General features: G+C 37.4%; 15 protein-coding genes. 12 read left to right on the top strand and 3 right to left on the bottom strand.

Going from position 1 to position 15,211, the window contains the following annotated elements:
- Nucleotides 1-6: 6 nt before the first annotated feature.
- From HZR84_11260 to HZR84_11210, 11 genes are all read left to right on the top strand, one after another.
- On the top strand, nucleotides 7-4,884 hold the full coding sequence (locus HZR84_11260; GenBank protein QNL23247.1) for a 2-oxoacid:acceptor oxidoreductase family protein: 4,878 nt from the start codon (nucleotides 7-9) through the stop codon (nucleotides 4,882-4,884).
- 3 nt (nucleotides 4,885-4,887) lie between these two features.
- Nucleotides 4,888-6,240 carry an electron transport complex subunit RsxC gene (gene rsxC, locus HZR84_11255; GenBank protein ID QNL22493.1) on the top strand — a complete coding sequence of 451 codons (1,353 nt, stop codon included), beginning with the start codon at nucleotides 4,888-4,890 and terminating at the stop codon, nucleotides 6,238-6,240.
- Nucleotides 6,233-7,240: an RnfABCDGE type electron transport complex subunit D gene (locus HZR84_11250; protein ID QNL22492.1), complete on the top strand. Its 1,008-nt coding sequence runs from the start codon at nucleotides 6,233-6,235 to the stop codon at nucleotides 7,238-7,240. Before rsxC ends, HZR84_11250 begins: the two co-directional genes overlap by 8 nt.
- Entirely contained in the window at nucleotides 7,240-7,902 is a 663-nt protein-coding gene (locus tag HZR84_11245; protein QNL22491.1) for an FMN-binding protein, read from the top strand. The genes HZR84_11250 and HZR84_11245 overlap by 1 nt, the downstream gene beginning before the upstream one ends.
- A 3-nt stretch (nucleotides 7,903-7,905) precedes the next feature.
- Complete coding sequence (locus HZR84_11240; GenBank protein ID QNL22490.1) at nucleotides 7,906-8,538, top strand: electron transport complex subunit E; 633 nt, start codon at nucleotides 7,906-7,908, stop codon at nucleotides 8,536-8,538.
- Nucleotide 8,539: 1 nt separating this feature from the next.
- Nucleotides 8,540-9,121 (top strand): RnfABCDGE type electron transport complex subunit A, encoded by a 582-nt coding sequence (locus HZR84_11235; protein ID QNL22489.1) that lies wholly within the window; start codon nucleotides 8,540-8,542, stop codon nucleotides 9,119-9,121.
- Nucleotides 9,121-9,315: a hypothetical protein gene (locus tag HZR84_11230; protein QNL22488.1), complete on the top strand. Its 195-nt coding sequence runs from the start codon at nucleotides 9,121-9,123 to the stop codon at nucleotides 9,313-9,315. The genes HZR84_11235 and HZR84_11230 overlap by 1 nt, the downstream gene beginning before the upstream one ends.
- A 10-nt stretch (nucleotides 9,316-9,325) precedes the next feature.
- Nucleotides 9,326-10,183 carry a ferredoxin-NADP reductase gene (locus HZR84_11225; GenBank protein ID QNL23246.1) on the top strand — a complete coding sequence of 286 codons (858 nt, stop codon included), beginning with the start codon at nucleotides 9,326-9,328 and terminating at the stop codon, nucleotides 10,181-10,183.
- A gap of 4 nt (nucleotides 10,184-10,187) precedes the next feature.
- On the top strand, nucleotides 10,188-11,054 hold the full coding sequence (locus tag HZR84_11220) for an RnfABCDGE type electron transport complex subunit B (GenBank protein ID QNL22487.1): 867 nt from the start codon (nucleotides 10,188-10,190) through the stop codon (nucleotides 11,052-11,054).
- An 82-nt stretch (nucleotides 11,055-11,136) separates the two neighbouring features.
- Complete coding sequence (locus tag HZR84_11215) at nucleotides 11,137-11,631, top strand: cupin domain-containing protein (protein ID QNL22486.1); 495 nt, start codon at nucleotides 11,137-11,139, stop codon at nucleotides 11,629-11,631.
- Nucleotides 11,628-12,806, top strand: coding sequence for a DUF1624 domain-containing protein (locus HZR84_11210; protein ID QNL22485.1), 1,179 nt, complete (start codon nucleotides 11,628-11,630; stop codon nucleotides 12,804-12,806). The genes HZR84_11215 and HZR84_11210 overlap by 4 nt, the downstream gene beginning before the upstream one ends.
- Before the next feature lie 19 nt (nucleotides 12,807-12,825).
- Here the strand turns inward: HZR84_11210 and HZR84_11205 are convergent, their stop codons facing one another.
- Nucleotides 12,826-13,173: a hypothetical protein gene (locus HZR84_11205; protein QNL22484.1), complete on the bottom strand. Its 348-nt coding sequence runs from the start codon at nucleotides 13,171-13,173 to the stop codon at nucleotides 12,826-12,828.
- 142 nt (nucleotides 13,174-13,315) lie between these two features.
- The gene (locus tag HZR84_11200) at nucleotides 13,316-13,846 is read right to left on the bottom strand and encodes a HupE/UreJ family protein (GenBank protein QNL22483.1); all 531 of its coding nucleotides are present in this window, start codon (nucleotides 13,844-13,846) and stop codon (nucleotides 13,316-13,318) included.
- 84 nt (nucleotides 13,847-13,930) lie between these two features.
- Here HZR84_11200 and HZR84_11195 point away from each other — a divergent pair, with 84 nt between their 5' ends.
- Entirely contained in the window at nucleotides 13,931-14,443 is a 513-nt protein-coding gene (locus tag HZR84_11195; protein QNL22482.1) for a hypothetical protein, read from the top strand.
- A gap of 22 nt (nucleotides 14,444-14,465) precedes the next feature.
- On the opposite strand, the gene HZR84_11190 is transcribed toward HZR84_11195, so the two are convergent.
- The gene (locus HZR84_11190) at nucleotides 14,466-15,203 is read right to left on the bottom strand and encodes a PorT family protein (GenBank protein ID QNL22481.1); all 738 of its coding nucleotides are present in this window, start codon (nucleotides 15,201-15,203) and stop codon (nucleotides 14,466-14,468) included.
- Nucleotides 15,204-15,211: the final 8 nt, after the last annotated feature.

Below are 15,211 nucleotides of genomic sequence, written 5' to 3'. Positions count from 1 at the left end.
GTAGCCATGGATGGCAATACCGCTGCCATTATGTGTGAACGAGAATCTTCCGATGCAGCCGGAGCCTACCCTATTACACCTTCCACACAAATGGGTGAATACTGGGCTGAAGAAGCAGCTAAAGGACATTTGAATATTTCAGATAGACCATTAATTTTTATAGAGCCTGAAGGTGAACATGCGGCGGCGGCCGTTACAGCAGGACTCTCTATGACTGGCCTTCGCGCTTCAAATTTTTCCAGTGGTCAGGGCATTGCATATATGCATGAATCCTTGTATGCCGCAGTTGGAAAGAGATTGACCTATGTGTTAAATATCGGTGCCAGGGCCATGACCAAATCAACGCTCAACGTTCATGCCGGTCATGATGATTATCACGCTGTGGACGATACCGGTTTTTTCCAACTTTTTGCCAAGAAAGCACAACATGTTGCTGATTTAAATATCATCGCTCATAAAATTGCAGAATTAGCGCTGACACCGGGAATAATTGCTCAGGATGGATTTTTAACTACGCATTTAATTGAATCCCTTGATCTTCCCGAAAGAGAATTAATAAAAGAGTATCTCGGAAAACCCGATGATATTATAAAAACGCCTACTCCGGCTCAAAAAATAATTTATGGTGAAAACAGGAGAAGAATTCCGGAATTATGGGATGTAGATAATCCGGTAATGGCGGGAATCGTTCAAAATCAGGATTCTTATATGCAGAGTGTTGCTGCTCAAAGGCCTTTCTTTTTTGATCATATCAAAGAATTAACGGATCAGGCTTTTGATGAATTCTATGAGCTTACAGGTCGAAAATACGAGAGGGTCATGACCTATAAGGCAGAAGATGCAGATTATCTTATTTTAGGCCAGGGAAGTGTAATTCCAAGTGCAGAAGCAGTTGTCGATTATTTGAGAACAACCAAAAAAATCAAAGTTGGTGTTGTAGATCTCGTGATGTTCAGACCCTTCCCCGCCGACCTGATCAGTAAAATTTTAAAAGGTAAAAAAGGAGTTACAATTCTAGAACGACTGGATCAACCTTTGGCGGTTGATTCGCCTATAATGCGCGAAACGCGAGCTACCATCGCAAAATGCATTGAGAACGGTCAAAATCCTAAAAATCCTCCTTTCCCAGAACTCGCTATTTATAAAAATGGTGAATCTCCTGCACTTTATTCGGGCTCATTTGGAATGGGAAGCCGCGATTTACAACCAGAAGGTCTAATTGGAGCCATAGAAAATATGCTCCCGACTGGAAAACATAAAAAACAATTCTATTTATCCATTGATTTTGTAAGAGAAACTGCCTTTACACCAAAACAAAGAGCCTATCAGGAAAACATTCAGGATGCCTATCCCAAGGTCAAAGAATTGTCAATTCGCGGTTCTGAGAATCCAAATTTGATGCCTAAAAATGCTGTAACAGTGAGATTTCACTCAATTGGTGGATGGGGTGCCATAACCACCGGGAAGAATCTTGCAATGACCCTTTTTGAGCTTTTAGGATATGATATAAAAGCCAATCCTAAATACGGTTCTGAAAAAAAAGGTCAGCCAACTACCTACTATTTGGCAGCTGCACCTGAGCCAATAAGAATTAATTGCGAATACTTTTTTGTCGATGTAGTATTATCACCAGATCCTAACGTTTTTAAACATACCAATGCACTGGCAGGATTAAAAAAAGGTGGCTGCTTCATCATTCAAAGTGACAAAAAGAAACCTGAAGAAGTTTGGAATGACATTCCAAAACAATATCAAAAAATTATCGTCGATAATGATATCCATATTTTTTATATCGATGGATTTAAAATTGCCAGAGAAGAAGCCAGCGATCCCGAATTGCAACTAAGAATGCAGGGAATTGCATTCCAGGGTGCATTTTTTGCCGCTTCACCTATTATGAAAAATGCCGGTTTGACCGATGAAACTCTTCTCAAAGCAATTGAGGATCAACTCCAGCATAAGTTTGGCGGAAAAGGACAACGCGTGGTCGATGACAATATGCGTGTGGTCAAGAGAGGCTTTGATGAGATACATGAAATCACTGAAAAAGTGGTAAAAGATAAAACTGTCGAGCTCGCAAAAGTTCAGGAGACCTTAGAATTGCCAAGGATGCTAAAAGAACTTCCCCAAAGTCAATCTAAACTCAGTGATATTCATCGCTTTTGGGAACAAACAGGCAATTTTTACTTGCAGGGCATGGGAAATGATAACCTGACTGATCCATTCATAGGTTTGAGTTTGATGCCGGCGACCACTTCTCTTTTCAGAGACATGACAGGGATTCGTTTTGAACATCCGGAATGGATAGCCAATAATTGTACAGCCTGTGGTGATTGTTATACAGTATGTCCTGACACGGCCATTCCCGGATTGGTGAGTGAACTTTCAGATGTAATGGATACCGTATTAAAAAGAGTAAAAAAGGATCATGCGAAGCTTGAGTATTTACCAAAATCGATAAGGCAAATTGAAAGCAAAACAAGAAAACTTTTCAATGAAGCGCATGAGGGGGCTACAGTAAATAATTTGATCAACGATGCCATCGATGACGTGCTGAAAGAATCAAACAACAGCAATGGTCTGGCTGAAGAAATGGAATGGTTTAGAGAAGAACTCGGCGATTTTCAATTCGCTTTAACCAGACCTTACTATGATTTGCACGAAAAGAAAGAAGCAAATAGTGGAGGTTTATTCAGCATTAATATCAATCCAAATACCTGCAAAGGCTGTATGGAATGTGTTGCTGTTTGCGAAGACGATGCATTAAGACCAATAATTCAGACTGAGGGAACTGTAGCGCGTTTGAGAAAAGATTGGGATTTCTGGACAGATTTACCAAATACTCCAAAAAAATTCAATCGAATTGATGATCTGAATGAAAAAATAGGCCCTTTAGAAACAATTCTATTAAACAAAGATGCCTACTTAAATTTCGCGAGTGGAGATGGAGCCTGTTTGGGATGTTCTGAAAAATCAGTGATCCATATTTTTATCGCCACAGTAGAATCTTTAATGCAAGCCCGGATAGAAAAACATGTAGCACATATTTCAAAATTAATTGAAGATCTGGAAAAGCATATTCAGAATAAATTAATGTCTGATGTTAATATTACCGATGCTGCTACTATTTCTAAAATTATTTCAGAGGTGCATGATTCCGATTTGACCATAGCGGGAATTACAGAAAAGATAGAAAAGGAAAAAGGTTCAAAACCAATAGATCAGGAATGGTTAAATGATGTAAGTCAGATTCTTGCGAAATTAAAACAGCTCAAATGGAAGTACACGGATGGAGTTACCGGTCAAGGGAGATCAAAAATGGGAATGAGCAATGCCACGGGTTGTACCTCTGTATGGGGTAGCACATACCCTTTCAATCCCTATCCTTTCCCATGGGCAAACCATTTATTCCAGGATTCAACCTCAATGGCTATGGGTATTTTTGAAGGTCATATGGCCAAAATGGCTGAAGGATTCAAAACCATTCGTAAAGCAGAATTGGAATTACAGGGAAAATATAATCCTCGTGAACACAATGATTTCTTCACCTATTTCAATTGGAATAACTTTAGCGAAGAAGAATGGCTCTTATGTCCACCGGTTGTAGCCCTGGGTGGCGATGGTGCCATGTATGATATAGGTTTTCAAAATCTTTCAAGATTGATGGCTTCCGGAAAACCGATCAAGGTTGTTGTTGTCGATACCCAGGTGTATTCCAATACGGGTGGACAAGCTTGTACTTCAGGTTTTATTGGGCAAGTTTCGGATATGGCTCAATATGGAAAAGCCTGGCAGGGTAAATCTGAACCGAGGAAAGAAATTGGTCTAATTGCTATGGCACATAGAAATACCTACGTACTGCAGGCAACATTGGCAAATACAAGTCAAATGATCGAAGGCTTCATCGATGGACTCAATACCAAAAGACCGGCTTTATTTAATTTATACACTACTTGCCAACCGGAACACGGTGTAGCCGATGATCTTGGTGTACATCAGGCTAAGCTCGCTGTAGAATCAAGAGCTTATCCACTTTTCAAATACAATCCGGATCTTGGAATCAAGCCGGAAGAAGCATTTGATTTGTCAGGAAATCCTGCAATGAAAGATAATTGGCCAAGTTATAAGCTAAAATACATTGAAAATGGTCGTGAAAAATCAATGGATTTAGCAATGACATTTGCCGATTTTGCAATCACAGAAGCGCGATTTAGAAAGCATTTCAGAAAAGCCCCAAGGGATACCTGGAATGACAATATGATTGTTTTGTCAGAATTTCTGGAATTGTCTGAAGATGAAAGAGAAGGTAAATTTCCTTTTATATGGGCAGTAGACAGACAACAAAAATTAAATCGTGTTTTAGTTGCAAAAAGAATAGTCGAATCCTGTGAAGAAAGACGTGATTTTTGGATTATGCTCAGGTCAATTGCCGGCATAAACTTGAAAGAAGTTGAAGAACCTGAAGATCTCGAAGGAAAGATAAGAGGGGAAATTATTGCAAAATTATCTCAGGGTCTTATGAAATTGGCAGGAGGGCAGACTTCCGATTTAGATACCATCGAAATTTCAGAGTCAAAACCGCTGGATTCAAAAACTGATACTCCGGCTAATTCTACTTCAGAATCCGATAATGGATATATGGCTCCCTGGTTAGAAACGGAAGAATGTACCTCATGTGATGAATGTATCAAACTCAATTCCAACATTTTTGAGTACAATGGCGATAAAAAAGCCTTTATAAAGAATCCGGATGGAGGACCTTATTCAGATCTTGTAAAAGCGGCAGAAAAATGTACAGCTCAGGTGATTCATCCCGGGTTACCAAAAGATAAGACGGAAAAAGACATGGAAAAATGGATTAAAAGGGCTGAAAAATTTAATTGAGTCTTGCTAAAATTCAATAATCATAGCTTCAAACACGGGGTCCATCCTCCGGAGAATAAAAGTGAAACAAATGGTCTGGCAATTCGGCAGTTTCCTTTTGCACCCATAATTATTCTCCCTTCGGTCCAAAACATCGGCGCTCCTTCAAAAATAATTGTTAAAGAAGGACAGGAAATTTTAAGGGGTCAATTGATTGCAGAAAAAAACGGATACATGTCGGTCCCTCTTCATTCGCCTGTCAGCGGTAAAATAAGAAAGATCAAAAATGTTCCTACCATATCCGGAAAAATGGTTCCTGGGATTTATATTGAACCCTACCCCGCATCGGGTCAGGAGGTGCTTGAGGGAGAACCTATTAATGTAGAGACTGCAACAGCAGAAGAAGTTCTACAGGGAATTCAGGATGCGGGAATCGTAGGATTGGGAGGCGCTGCATTTCCAACCCATGTAAAGCTCAAAGTGCCTGAGGATAAGAAATGTGAATATTTGATTCTTAATGGAATCGAATGCGAGCCATACCTCACCACGGATCATCGTGTGATGCTTGAGCAAGCTGATGATATTTTTATGGGGATTAGGTATTTACTTAAAGCGACGGGTGCCAAACATACAATCATAGGAATTGAAGCCAATAAAACAGATGCAGCAAAACATTTGCAAAGTAAAATTCCAAATGATCTGAATTTAGAAATTAAGGTTGTTCCTGTAAAATATCCCCAGGGCTCTGAAAAAATGCTGATCACTTCAATTTTAGGAAAAGAAGTACCATCAGGTTCTTTACCAATTGAAGTTGGCGTTGTGGTTGTAAATATTGCTACAACCGCAGAAATCGGCCGACTCTTGCCCCATGGTAGAGGAATTCAGGAAAGAGTTATTACTATAACAGGTCCGGGAATTAAGAAGAAAGGAAATTATCTTATTCCTATAGGTACGCCACTTCGCTTTGTTTTAGAAGAAGTCGGTATCAATGAGAGTTTAAGTGAAGTGTATATGGGAGGCCCAATGATGGGGGTCGCTGTATCAAACCTGGATATTTCTATAGTAAAAGGGACATCGGGAATAGTCGCATTTTCAGAAAAAGATATAAAGCGATCAAAAAAAGTTTATCCCTGCATTAAATGTTCGGCTTGTGTTGAAGCCTGCCCGATTTTACTTAATCCCTCACGGTTAGGAATTCTGGCAAAATTTGAAGCTTATGATGAAATGGCTAATAATTATAACCTAATGGACTGTTTTGAATGTGGATCCTGCTCCTATGTTTGTCCATCCAATATTCCATTGGTTCAATATTTCAGGCTTTCAAAAGCCATTGTAAGAAAAAGAAATACCGAAAGGCAATTAAAGGAACATGCTTAGTAAAACCCTAAATATTAGCACATCTCCGCATATCAAACTTGGTATAAGCACAGATAAAATCATGTTAAATGTGATTTATGCTATGCTGCCTGTAGTATTTTTTGCTGTTTTTGCTTTTGGAATAAATGCATTTCTGGTAATAATAACCTCCGTTTTTGCCTGTGTATTGACAGAGCATTTATTATGCATACTTTCAAATAAGGAGACAACTATTGGGGATAACTCGGCAGCCATTACTGGTATTCTCTTGGGTCTTACTTTGCCACCTATATTTCCTCTATGGATGACTTTCCTGGGTGGAGTTATTGCCATAGCGCTTGGAAAATTTCTTTTTGGCGGCCTGGGATATAATGTTTTTAATCCGGCTTTGGTAGGAAGAGCTGTATTGCAGGCTGCTTTTCCCGTTGCTATTACAACCTGGTATCCATCTTTTCTTGGTAACAGATTTACTGAAATATCATCTTCAGTACTGACTTTGCCTTTTATGAAAGCAGAAGTAGATATTCAGTCGGGGGCTACCCCGCTCTCGGCATTCAAATTTGATGGTGTAAATACTGAAACAACTGACCTCGCTCTTGGCCTTATAAGTGGATCAATTGGTGAGACCTGTTCGGCTTTGATAATATTAGGTGGTATTTATTTAATACTTAGAAACATGATGAACTGGAGAATTCCCCTTGCAATTCTTAGCACAGTGTTTATTCTCAGTTCCATTTTTTATCTGATTGATAATGTCAGCTATCCGCATCCATTGTTTATGTTATTCTCAGGTGGCCTGATGTTAGGTGCTATCTTTATGGCCACCGATATGGTAGGATCTCCAATCACTTCCATTGGAGTCGTTATTTACGGAATAATAATTGGCGGATTTGTATTCATCATTCGTGTTTGGGGAGGATTACCCGAGGGTGTTATGTATGCTATATTATTGGGAAATGCATTATCACCTCAGATTGACAAATTGATTCAAAACAGAGTATACGGCACAATTAAAAAATAATGTCCAACACAGAACAAATAGCGAAAAAATCAAATACTAAAATGCTCAGAGCAATGGTGGGCATTGGCGCTGTATGTGCATTTTTAATTGTATTGACCTACGAATCCACATTTTCAAGAATACAAACTTTAAAAGAAAATGCCCTTCAGGAAGCAATATTTAAAGTGATCCCCGGAATCACAACTACTAAAAGTTTTGAATTAAAAGATGGAAGCTTTGCTGAACTTAAAGAAAAGAAATCCGATGGGCCTATTTTATACGCCGGTTATAACGACAGTGATGAATTAATTGGCTTTGCCATACCTGCCGAAGGTCAGGGCTATGCCGATGTCATTAGAATACTTTACGGATATGAACCAAAAAAACAAACAATAATTGGCATGTACGTGCTGGAAAGTAAAGAAACACCGGGACTCGGCGATAAAATTGAGAAAGACGAAAACTTCAGGCAAAATTTTATAGCCTTAGATGTCAAAATGAATGAGGAAAACTCAAAATTGATTCACTCCATAGTTACTGTAAAAAGTGGTACAAAAAATAATTCCTGGGAAGTAGATGGAATAACAGGTGCAACGATTTCTTCGAGAGCAATTGGTGACATTTTGGATAAAAGTGCAAATCACTGGCTTCCGATAATTAAGGCTAATTCTGATGAATTTTAGATAATGACAGAAGATTCAAATCATATTGCCAAAGAACATCAAATTCCATCTACAAATGAGTTTATTAAAGGAATTTGGAAAGACAATCCCGTTTTTGTTCAGGTATTGGGAATGTGTCCTGTGCTTGCAGTTTCAAATACGGCATTAAATGCGCTTGCCATGGGGTTAGCGACAGCCTTTGTGCTTCTTATGTCAAATATCTTGGTTTCAGCACTTCGGAATTTTATACCTAAACAGGTAAGAATAGCTTCTTATATACTCATCATTGCCACTTTTGTAACCATTACCGATTATACTATTCAGGCTATTAGCGTTGATTTACATAAAAGCCTCGGTGCATTTATTTCATTGATCGTGGTGAATTGCTTGATATTAAGTCGCGCTGAAGCCTTTGCCTCAAAAAATACATTAGGCAAGTCCATTTTGGATGCTTTGGGAATGGGGCTTGGTTTTACCATTGCATTATTCAGTCTGGGAGCGGTAAGAGAAATTCTTGGCAACGGATCTTTTTTCGGACTCAATCTCTTTGGTAATAATTTTCAGGAATGGATAGTAATGATACTTCCGGCAGGTGGTTTTTTCACACTTGCATTGTGGTTATTGCTGTTCAATTTAATTCAATCAAAAAACAACTAAGATGAATACCGAATCCCTTTGGTCTGTATTTATAAATGCTTCGCTGGTCAACAATTTCGTTTTGGCTTATTTCCTTGGAATTTGTCCTTTCCTTGGAGTGTCAGGAAAAGTTGAAACTGCCAGCAAAATGGGTGCTGCGGTGACTTTCGTGATGCTCATAAGTTCCTTATGTGCTTATGGAATACATAGTTTTTTAATCATGGTTAATGCCCCCTTTTTACAATTGATAAGCTATATTGTTGTCATTGCATCTACTGTGCAATTGGTGGAAATGTTTATTAAAAAAATGAGCCCGACACTCTTTAAAGCTTTAGGCATATTTCTTCCATTGATAACCACGAATTGTGCAATCCTAGGTCTGGCCCTATTTCAAACAAGTAAAGGTTATGGCCTGGGCCAAAGTATTGTTTATGCACTTGGTGCGGGTGCCGGATTTACATTGGCTTTATTGCTGATAGCAGGATTAAGAGAACAACTGGAATTTGCGGAAGTACCTAAAGTAGTTAAAGGAACGGTTATCACATTAATGATTGCAGGAATATTGTCGCTTTCATTTATGGGGTTTTCAGGACTTGGAAATTAATGGAAAGAATAATCACATATGCAGTAGCCATACTCGGCATAATTTTCTTGATGATAATCTGGGTTTTTGTTCAAAATATTTGGAAAAACACCTTTAAAGATCATGTGGTAGATGATGATGCCCTTGCAGGACGCAACTCTTGTGGAAATTGTGGTTGTGGTAGTATTTGTGAAAAAAACAATAGAAATAATTAAAGCAGAAATCATGGCAAATCTTTCGGATTACAATATTGACAAACAGTTTGAGGCAATTGTAAAAAAAACAAAAAGGCTCACTCCAAAAGAAACTGATGAAGTGCGGGAAATACTTCTCGAGGTCAATGAAAAAGATTTTAATTGTGAAATAGATCAGAGTTTCGGGGTTTTAGTACCTGCCAAAGGAGAATTTGGAAACTCACTTCATCATCGCTTATATAGCGTAGCGGATTTACCCGGAACAAAGAATGGCAAGACTCAAATTACCATGTTGGTTAAAAGGTGCTTTTATGTTGATGAATTTAACGGGGAACAATACGACGGAATTGGATCCAACTTTTTATGTGACCGACGCGAAGGTGATAAAATTACAATCACCGGGCCTTTTGAACTCCCTTTTGCAGTCCCGGATGATAAAAATGCCAATCTGATATTGATCGGAATGGGAACCGGTATAGCGCCATTCCGTGCATTCATCAAACACATTTATAAAAATGTAAAAGATTGGAAAGGAAAAATTCGCCTCTTTTATGGAGCTAATAGTGGCCTGGAACTACTTTACCTCAATGATAAAGATGGCGATCTTAAGAATTATTATGACGAATCCACTTTCAAAGCATTCCATGCTTTAAGTCCTAGGCCACACTGGTCAGACCCAATAGAATTGGATGTGACACTTGAATCCAAATCTGCAGAACTTAAAAAATTATTGGGTTCAACGAATACCTATGTCTATATCGCAGGCTATGAAAAAGTAAAAAACAATTTGGACAAGGCATTTTCAAACATTTTGGGATCCAAAGAAAAGTGGATGACCCGAAAGGCAGAATTGATAGCAGGAAAAAAATGGGCAGAAATAATTTATTAATGAATTGACCATTTTAACAGCAATATTATCCTTAGGCGGACTAACCTTGTTATTGGCAATCATGCTCATAATAGCAAATAAGAAGCTCTATGTTTACGAAGATCCTAGAATAGATCAGGTAGAAGATATGTTGCCTCATGCCAATTGTGGTGCCTGTGGCTATCCAGGCTGTCGTCCTTTTGCAGAAGCACTGGTCAAAGAAGAGGTGCTTCCCGGAAAGTGTACTGTAAGTAGTGAAGAAGGGAGAGAAAAAATCGCCTCATTTCTTGGGGTCGATCTGGGCTTAGAAGATAAACGGGTTGCACGTCTGGCCTGTGCGGGAGGAATTAATGTAGCAAGAAATAAAGCTAATTATTCAGGTATTGAAACATGCAGGGCCGCATCATTGGTTTCAGGTGGTGGAAAAGGATGTTTTTGGGGTTGTTTGGGCTTGGCCGATTGTGAAAGAGTCTGTGATTTTGATGCCATTCAAATGAATGAGTTTAACATCCCTGTGGTAGATGAAGATAAATGCACCGCATGTGGGGATTGTGTAGAAATATGTCCGAAAGATCTTTTTTCACTTCATTCCATAACAGAACGACTTTGGGTGGCTTGTAAAAACCTGGAACATGGCGATGATGTTCTCGAAGATTGCGAAGTCGGTTGCACGGCTTGTGGTAAATGTGAAATGGATGCTCCAGGTAATTTGATCAAAATAATTGATAATATTCCTGTGATTGATTATTCACTAAATCATCAAACAAGAATTCCAATTGAGAGATGTCCTACCGGGGCCATCGTCTGGATGGACAAAGAAAAAGGGCCACAAAAAGGAGCAGAAAGCAAAAAAATAATTAGAAAAAGTAGTCTCGATCCAGGCTACAGCTAATTAAAAAGTAATTCAAGTTATTTCAATAATTTTCTTCTAATCATCATTTGATCCAAAATCTTATATTGCAATTCATTTTGCAATGAAAGATTGGGAAAAAATTATTAAAAAATTGGGTCTCGAAGAACATCCTGAAGGAGGCTATTACAAAGAGATCTACCGAAGTGCAGAGGATGTAAGTTTATCTCAACCTTATACTGGCAAAAGGGCTTTTTCAACAAGCATTTACTTTATGCTTAGGGCTGGAAATTTTTCGGCATTTCATCGATTAAAACAGGATGAGATTTGGCATTTTTATCTGGGCGCAGCAATTGAACTTTTTGTTCTGGATAAAGAAGGGCAACTGGAGAAAGTTATTATTGGCCCCGATATTTTTACAGGTCAGCTATTACAATGTGTTGTTAAAGGTGGCAATTGGTTTGCATCAAGAGTTCTTAATAACCAGGACTATTCACTAGCAGGATGTACTGTTGCCCCCGGTTTTGATTTTAAGGATTATGAATTAGCCAATAGAGATAAGCTTATTAAGGAATATCCTCAGTATAGGGAATTAATAGTCCAACTCACCCGAATATGAAAAGCTCATCATCCTCAAGAATTTCTTCAATCGACTTTCTACGTGGTCTGGTAATGATAATAATGGCTCTTGACCATGTACGGGATTATTTTCATTACGATGCTTTTTTCTATGATGCCACCGATTTGAGTCAAAGTAATGAAATATTATTTTTTACACGCTGGATTACACATTTCTGTGCTCCTGTATTTGTATTTCTAGCGGGCACATCGGCATATTTTGTTGGAAAAAGAAAAGGCAAATCTGCACTTTCCAATTGGCTTGTTAAAAGAGGAATTTGGTTGGTAATTGTGGAATTAACCATTATTAAATTTGCCTGGAATTTTAAACTGGACTATTCGGTCAATACACTTCAGGTTATTTGGGCATTGGGAATTTCAATGATAGTTTTAGCCGTCTTTATCCATTTGCCAAAAAAATGGTGCATTTTAATTTGTGTAATTGGAATTGCAATCCATAATGCATTTGATGGTATTTCATTTTCAAATGAAATGATTTCAGGTATTTGGATATTCCTTCACAAATTTCAACCAATTGCTATTTCAGACATTCAATTTTTTGTTGCCTATCCCTTGATCCCCTGGATTTTTCTTATGCCACTGGGCTATCATATTGGCTCTTTATATTCTCCGGAAGTCAGTAAATCCAAAAGATTTAAGGACTTATTAATACTTGGCATAGTTACATCACTGTCTTTTATCTTAATTCGATCTCTTAATTTATATGGAGATCCATACCATTGGGAAGCAATGGATAATCTTTCTTTTACGATACTTTCATTTCTAAACTTAACTAAATACCCTCCCTCTCTTTTATACCTAATGATGACAATTGGACCTTCCATCATTCTTCTGGCATTCGCTGAAAAATGGCGAGGTAGGATTTTTGATGGAGTTGTTGTAATTGGAAGAGTGCCGATGTTTTATTACATCGTTCATATTTACGTAATCCATTTTATTGCACTTTTCACTGCAAAATTTCAGGGCTTCGAGTGGTCTGATATGCAAATCACACTATGGGTTACATTAGAGCCCCAATTACAGGGCTACGGATTTAATTTATGGGTGGTTTATTTAATTTGGATACTGCTATTGATAGGACTATATCCGGTCTGTGTATGGTACTATAATTACAAAAGTAACAATCGACAAAAGTGGTGGCTTAGTTATTTCTAAATTGTTGAAAACAAAGCATTTACTTCCTTGTCATAAATATTTTTGTGATCATTCCATTATTCGAAAGACCACTCCCAACATGCGTGATTTCAAATCCCTCTTTTGAGAGTTTATTAATTGTGGTTACGATCAAATCGCCATTTTTTTCCTGATTTTCTTCTTTAAGCTTTCTAAATGGGATGAATTCTGATTGATTGTTTCCATAATAGATGTGAATCCCCTTGGCATTATATGCCGGTACCTCATAAATTTCTAGCATTATATGTTGCTCAGGATTGGAATCATCAAATGAAAATACTGAAAATGATAATGACACCAGCGCAAGAATTACTGCTATTCCAAAAAAAATTATTTTTCTATTGACCATGATATTTTCTTTTTATGAAGATACAAAAAGATAAAAGTCAATCATTGGAATTGCTGAATCATATTCCAATTTCAGGTTCGAAATTTACAATCGAAAAGCATTGTTAAGTTTGATTAATAAAAGATATCCCGATTTTTAAAGTTTACCAAAAGCTGCTTTCCATCATCAAAATTATAGATATACCGGCCGTTAGTCCACTAATCCAAAATCTAAATTTTTGTACATTAAGATTGGGTATTGTCTCTATGATGGTTTTTAAAAGCAATATAATTACAACTACGAAGATCTGTCCCAGTTCAATTCCAACATTAAAAGAGAACAATGGAAGTATAATCGAAGGAGCATTGCCCAAGAGCTGTAAAAGATAATTTGAGAAGCCAATTCCATGAATTAAGCCGAAAACAACAATCAGTAAAAACAGAATATTTGTGCGCAGGACATACTTTGATTTAAAAAATGCACTTATTGAAGTAGCAAAGATGGTACAGGGAATTAGAAATTCGATGATCTCAACCGGGAAGACAATTACTTTCAATGCTGCCAGTATGAGTGTAAATGAATGCCCGATAGTAAAAGCAGTTATTAATATTAAAAGATTTTTCCATTGCTTTATTTCCTGAAAGGCACAAAGGGCTAAAAGAAATACCATGTGATCATAGGCATTTAGATCCATAATATGGTTTAAGCCTAAGTGGAGGTATGTTTCAAAAATGCTCAAGAATTTTCAAATTTTAAATGGGCAGTGAATCTAAATAAGATGAGATATTTTGTGGTTACATTTTTTCTATTTTTTGCATTTCATCAAATATTTGCGGAAAAGCATTTAAATCATCCCTTTTATGTCAGCATAATCCATGTGAATCACAACCTAAAGACCAATTGTCTGGAGCTTACTTTTAAGATATTTACCGACGATTTGGAGACCGGCATAAAATACGATTCCGGCAAAATCTTAAATCTTTATCATTCCAGCAATACTAAAAAAGCCGATTCCATTATCTCAGATTATTTAAAAAGTCATTTTCGAATAAATATTTCAGACGTGCCTTCCAATCTCAATTTAGTCGGCATAGAAACAGCTTTTGATGTTACTGAGGTTTATTTTACCATTGATTCAGTAAAACCTAATATCGACTCGATTGAAATCAATTGTGACTTATTGGTCGAAGAAATTCCCGAACAAAGCAATATTATCCACTATCAGATTAGGGATAAAACCAAAAGCCTGATATTAAATAAAAAAAATACCAATGGAATAATTAAAATCTAATTCCATTGCTAGAGATTACATTTTACTTTTTCTTGAAAGTGTAGCCTATAGAAAACTGTGCCTGGACATTTCTGGCATCATCAAAACGGTAAAATCTGTCAAAATTATCCTGATTATTTCCCGAATCGACAACATAGGCATCAATAACAGAGCGATCAATGTCATATATATTTCCCAAACTGTAAAGAATTCTGAACCCTACATTGACTCCCACAGGCAAATCGATCAAATAGCCGAAGAGGAAGGAAAAATCGTTTTTGCTATAACTTCGGAAGTTCTCAATATCTCCACCAAATTGCTGCTCAAGCGTTACACTATTACTATTCTGGTCGAGTATGGTTCCTTCTACTTCAGTTGATTGACCTACTAAAAAAGAGGGTTGGACACCAATTTGAAAACTTGACATTCCTCCATGCAACATAAAAACTAAAGGTATATCCAGATAATTTAACTTATCTGTATAATTGATATCATAAGTATTACCTGCAATAATTTTATTGCCCGATAAATTGTCAAATTTTCCTCCTCTTTGAGAATACAAAACCTCAAGTTGAAATCTGAAAAAATGAGCAATCTGTACTCTTCCATAGCCTCCAATGTGAAATGTGGGGGCAAGCATTCCAACTTCATCAGATGAATTTCCAAGCGATGCGAGAATGGATGAAGCATTGATTCCTGCTTTAGCACCTCCGCTAAGTTCTTGCGCATTTGAAACACTATAAACTGTTATTAGACAAAATATTAGTATTATTTTTTTCATGTTTTTTT

This window comes from Hyphobacterium sp. CCMP332 (genome assembly GCA_014323545.1).
In the GTDB taxonomy this organism is placed as follows: Bacteria; Bacteroidota; Bacteroidia; order Cytophagales; family CCMP332; genus CCMP332.
This window is presented reverse-complemented; position numbering and strand designations above follow the sequence as displayed.

Bases quoted from the DNA above. Each gene is read 5' to 3' on its own strand.
- HZR84_11235 (QNL22489.1), top strand. From the start codon at position 8,540: ATGAATACCGAATCCCTTTGGTCTGTATTTATAAATGCTTCGCTGGTC.
- HZR84_11230 (QNL22488.1), top strand. From the start codon at position 9,121: ATGGAAAGAATAATCACATATGCAGTAGCCATACTCGGCATAATTTTC.
- HZR84_11200 (QNL22483.1), bottom strand. From the start codon at position 13,846: ATGGATCTAAATGCCTATGATCACATGGTATTTCTTTTAGCCCTTTGT.
- HZR84_11245 (QNL22491.1), top strand. From the start codon at position 7,240: ATGTCCAACACAGAACAAATAGCGAAAAAATCAAATACTAAAATGCTC.
- HZR84_11250 (QNL22492.1), top strand. From the start codon at position 6,233: ATGCTTAGTAAAACCCTAAATATTAGCACATCTCCGCATATCAAACTT.
- HZR84_11195 (QNL22482.1), top strand. From the start codon at position 13,931: ATGAGATATTTTGTGGTTACATTTTTTCTATTTTTTGCATTTCATCAA.
- HZR84_11205 (QNL22484.1), bottom strand. From the start codon at position 13,173: ATGGTCAATAGAAAAATAATTTTTTTTGGAATAGCAGTAATTCTTGCG.
- HZR84_11225 (QNL23246.1), top strand. From the start codon at position 9,326: ATGGCAAATCTTTCGGATTACAATATTGACAAACAGTTTGAGGCAATT.
- HZR84_11210 (QNL22485.1), top strand. From the start codon at position 11,628: ATGAAAAGCTCATCATCCTCAAGAATTTCTTCAATCGACTTTCTACGT.
- HZR84_11260 (QNL23247.1), top strand. From the start codon at position 7: ATGGATGGCAATACCGCTGCCATTATGTGTGAACGAGAATCTTCCGAT.
- HZR84_11240 (QNL22490.1), top strand. From the start codon at position 7,906: ATGACAGAAGATTCAAATCATATTGCCAAAGAACATCAAATTCCATCT.
- HZR84_11215 (QNL22486.1), top strand. From the start codon at position 11,137: ATGAAAGATTGGGAAAAAATTATTAAAAAATTGGGTCTCGAAGAACAT.
- HZR84_11190 (QNL22481.1), bottom strand. From the start codon at position 15,203: ATGAAAAAAATAATACTAATATTTTGTCTAATAACAGTTTATAGTGTT.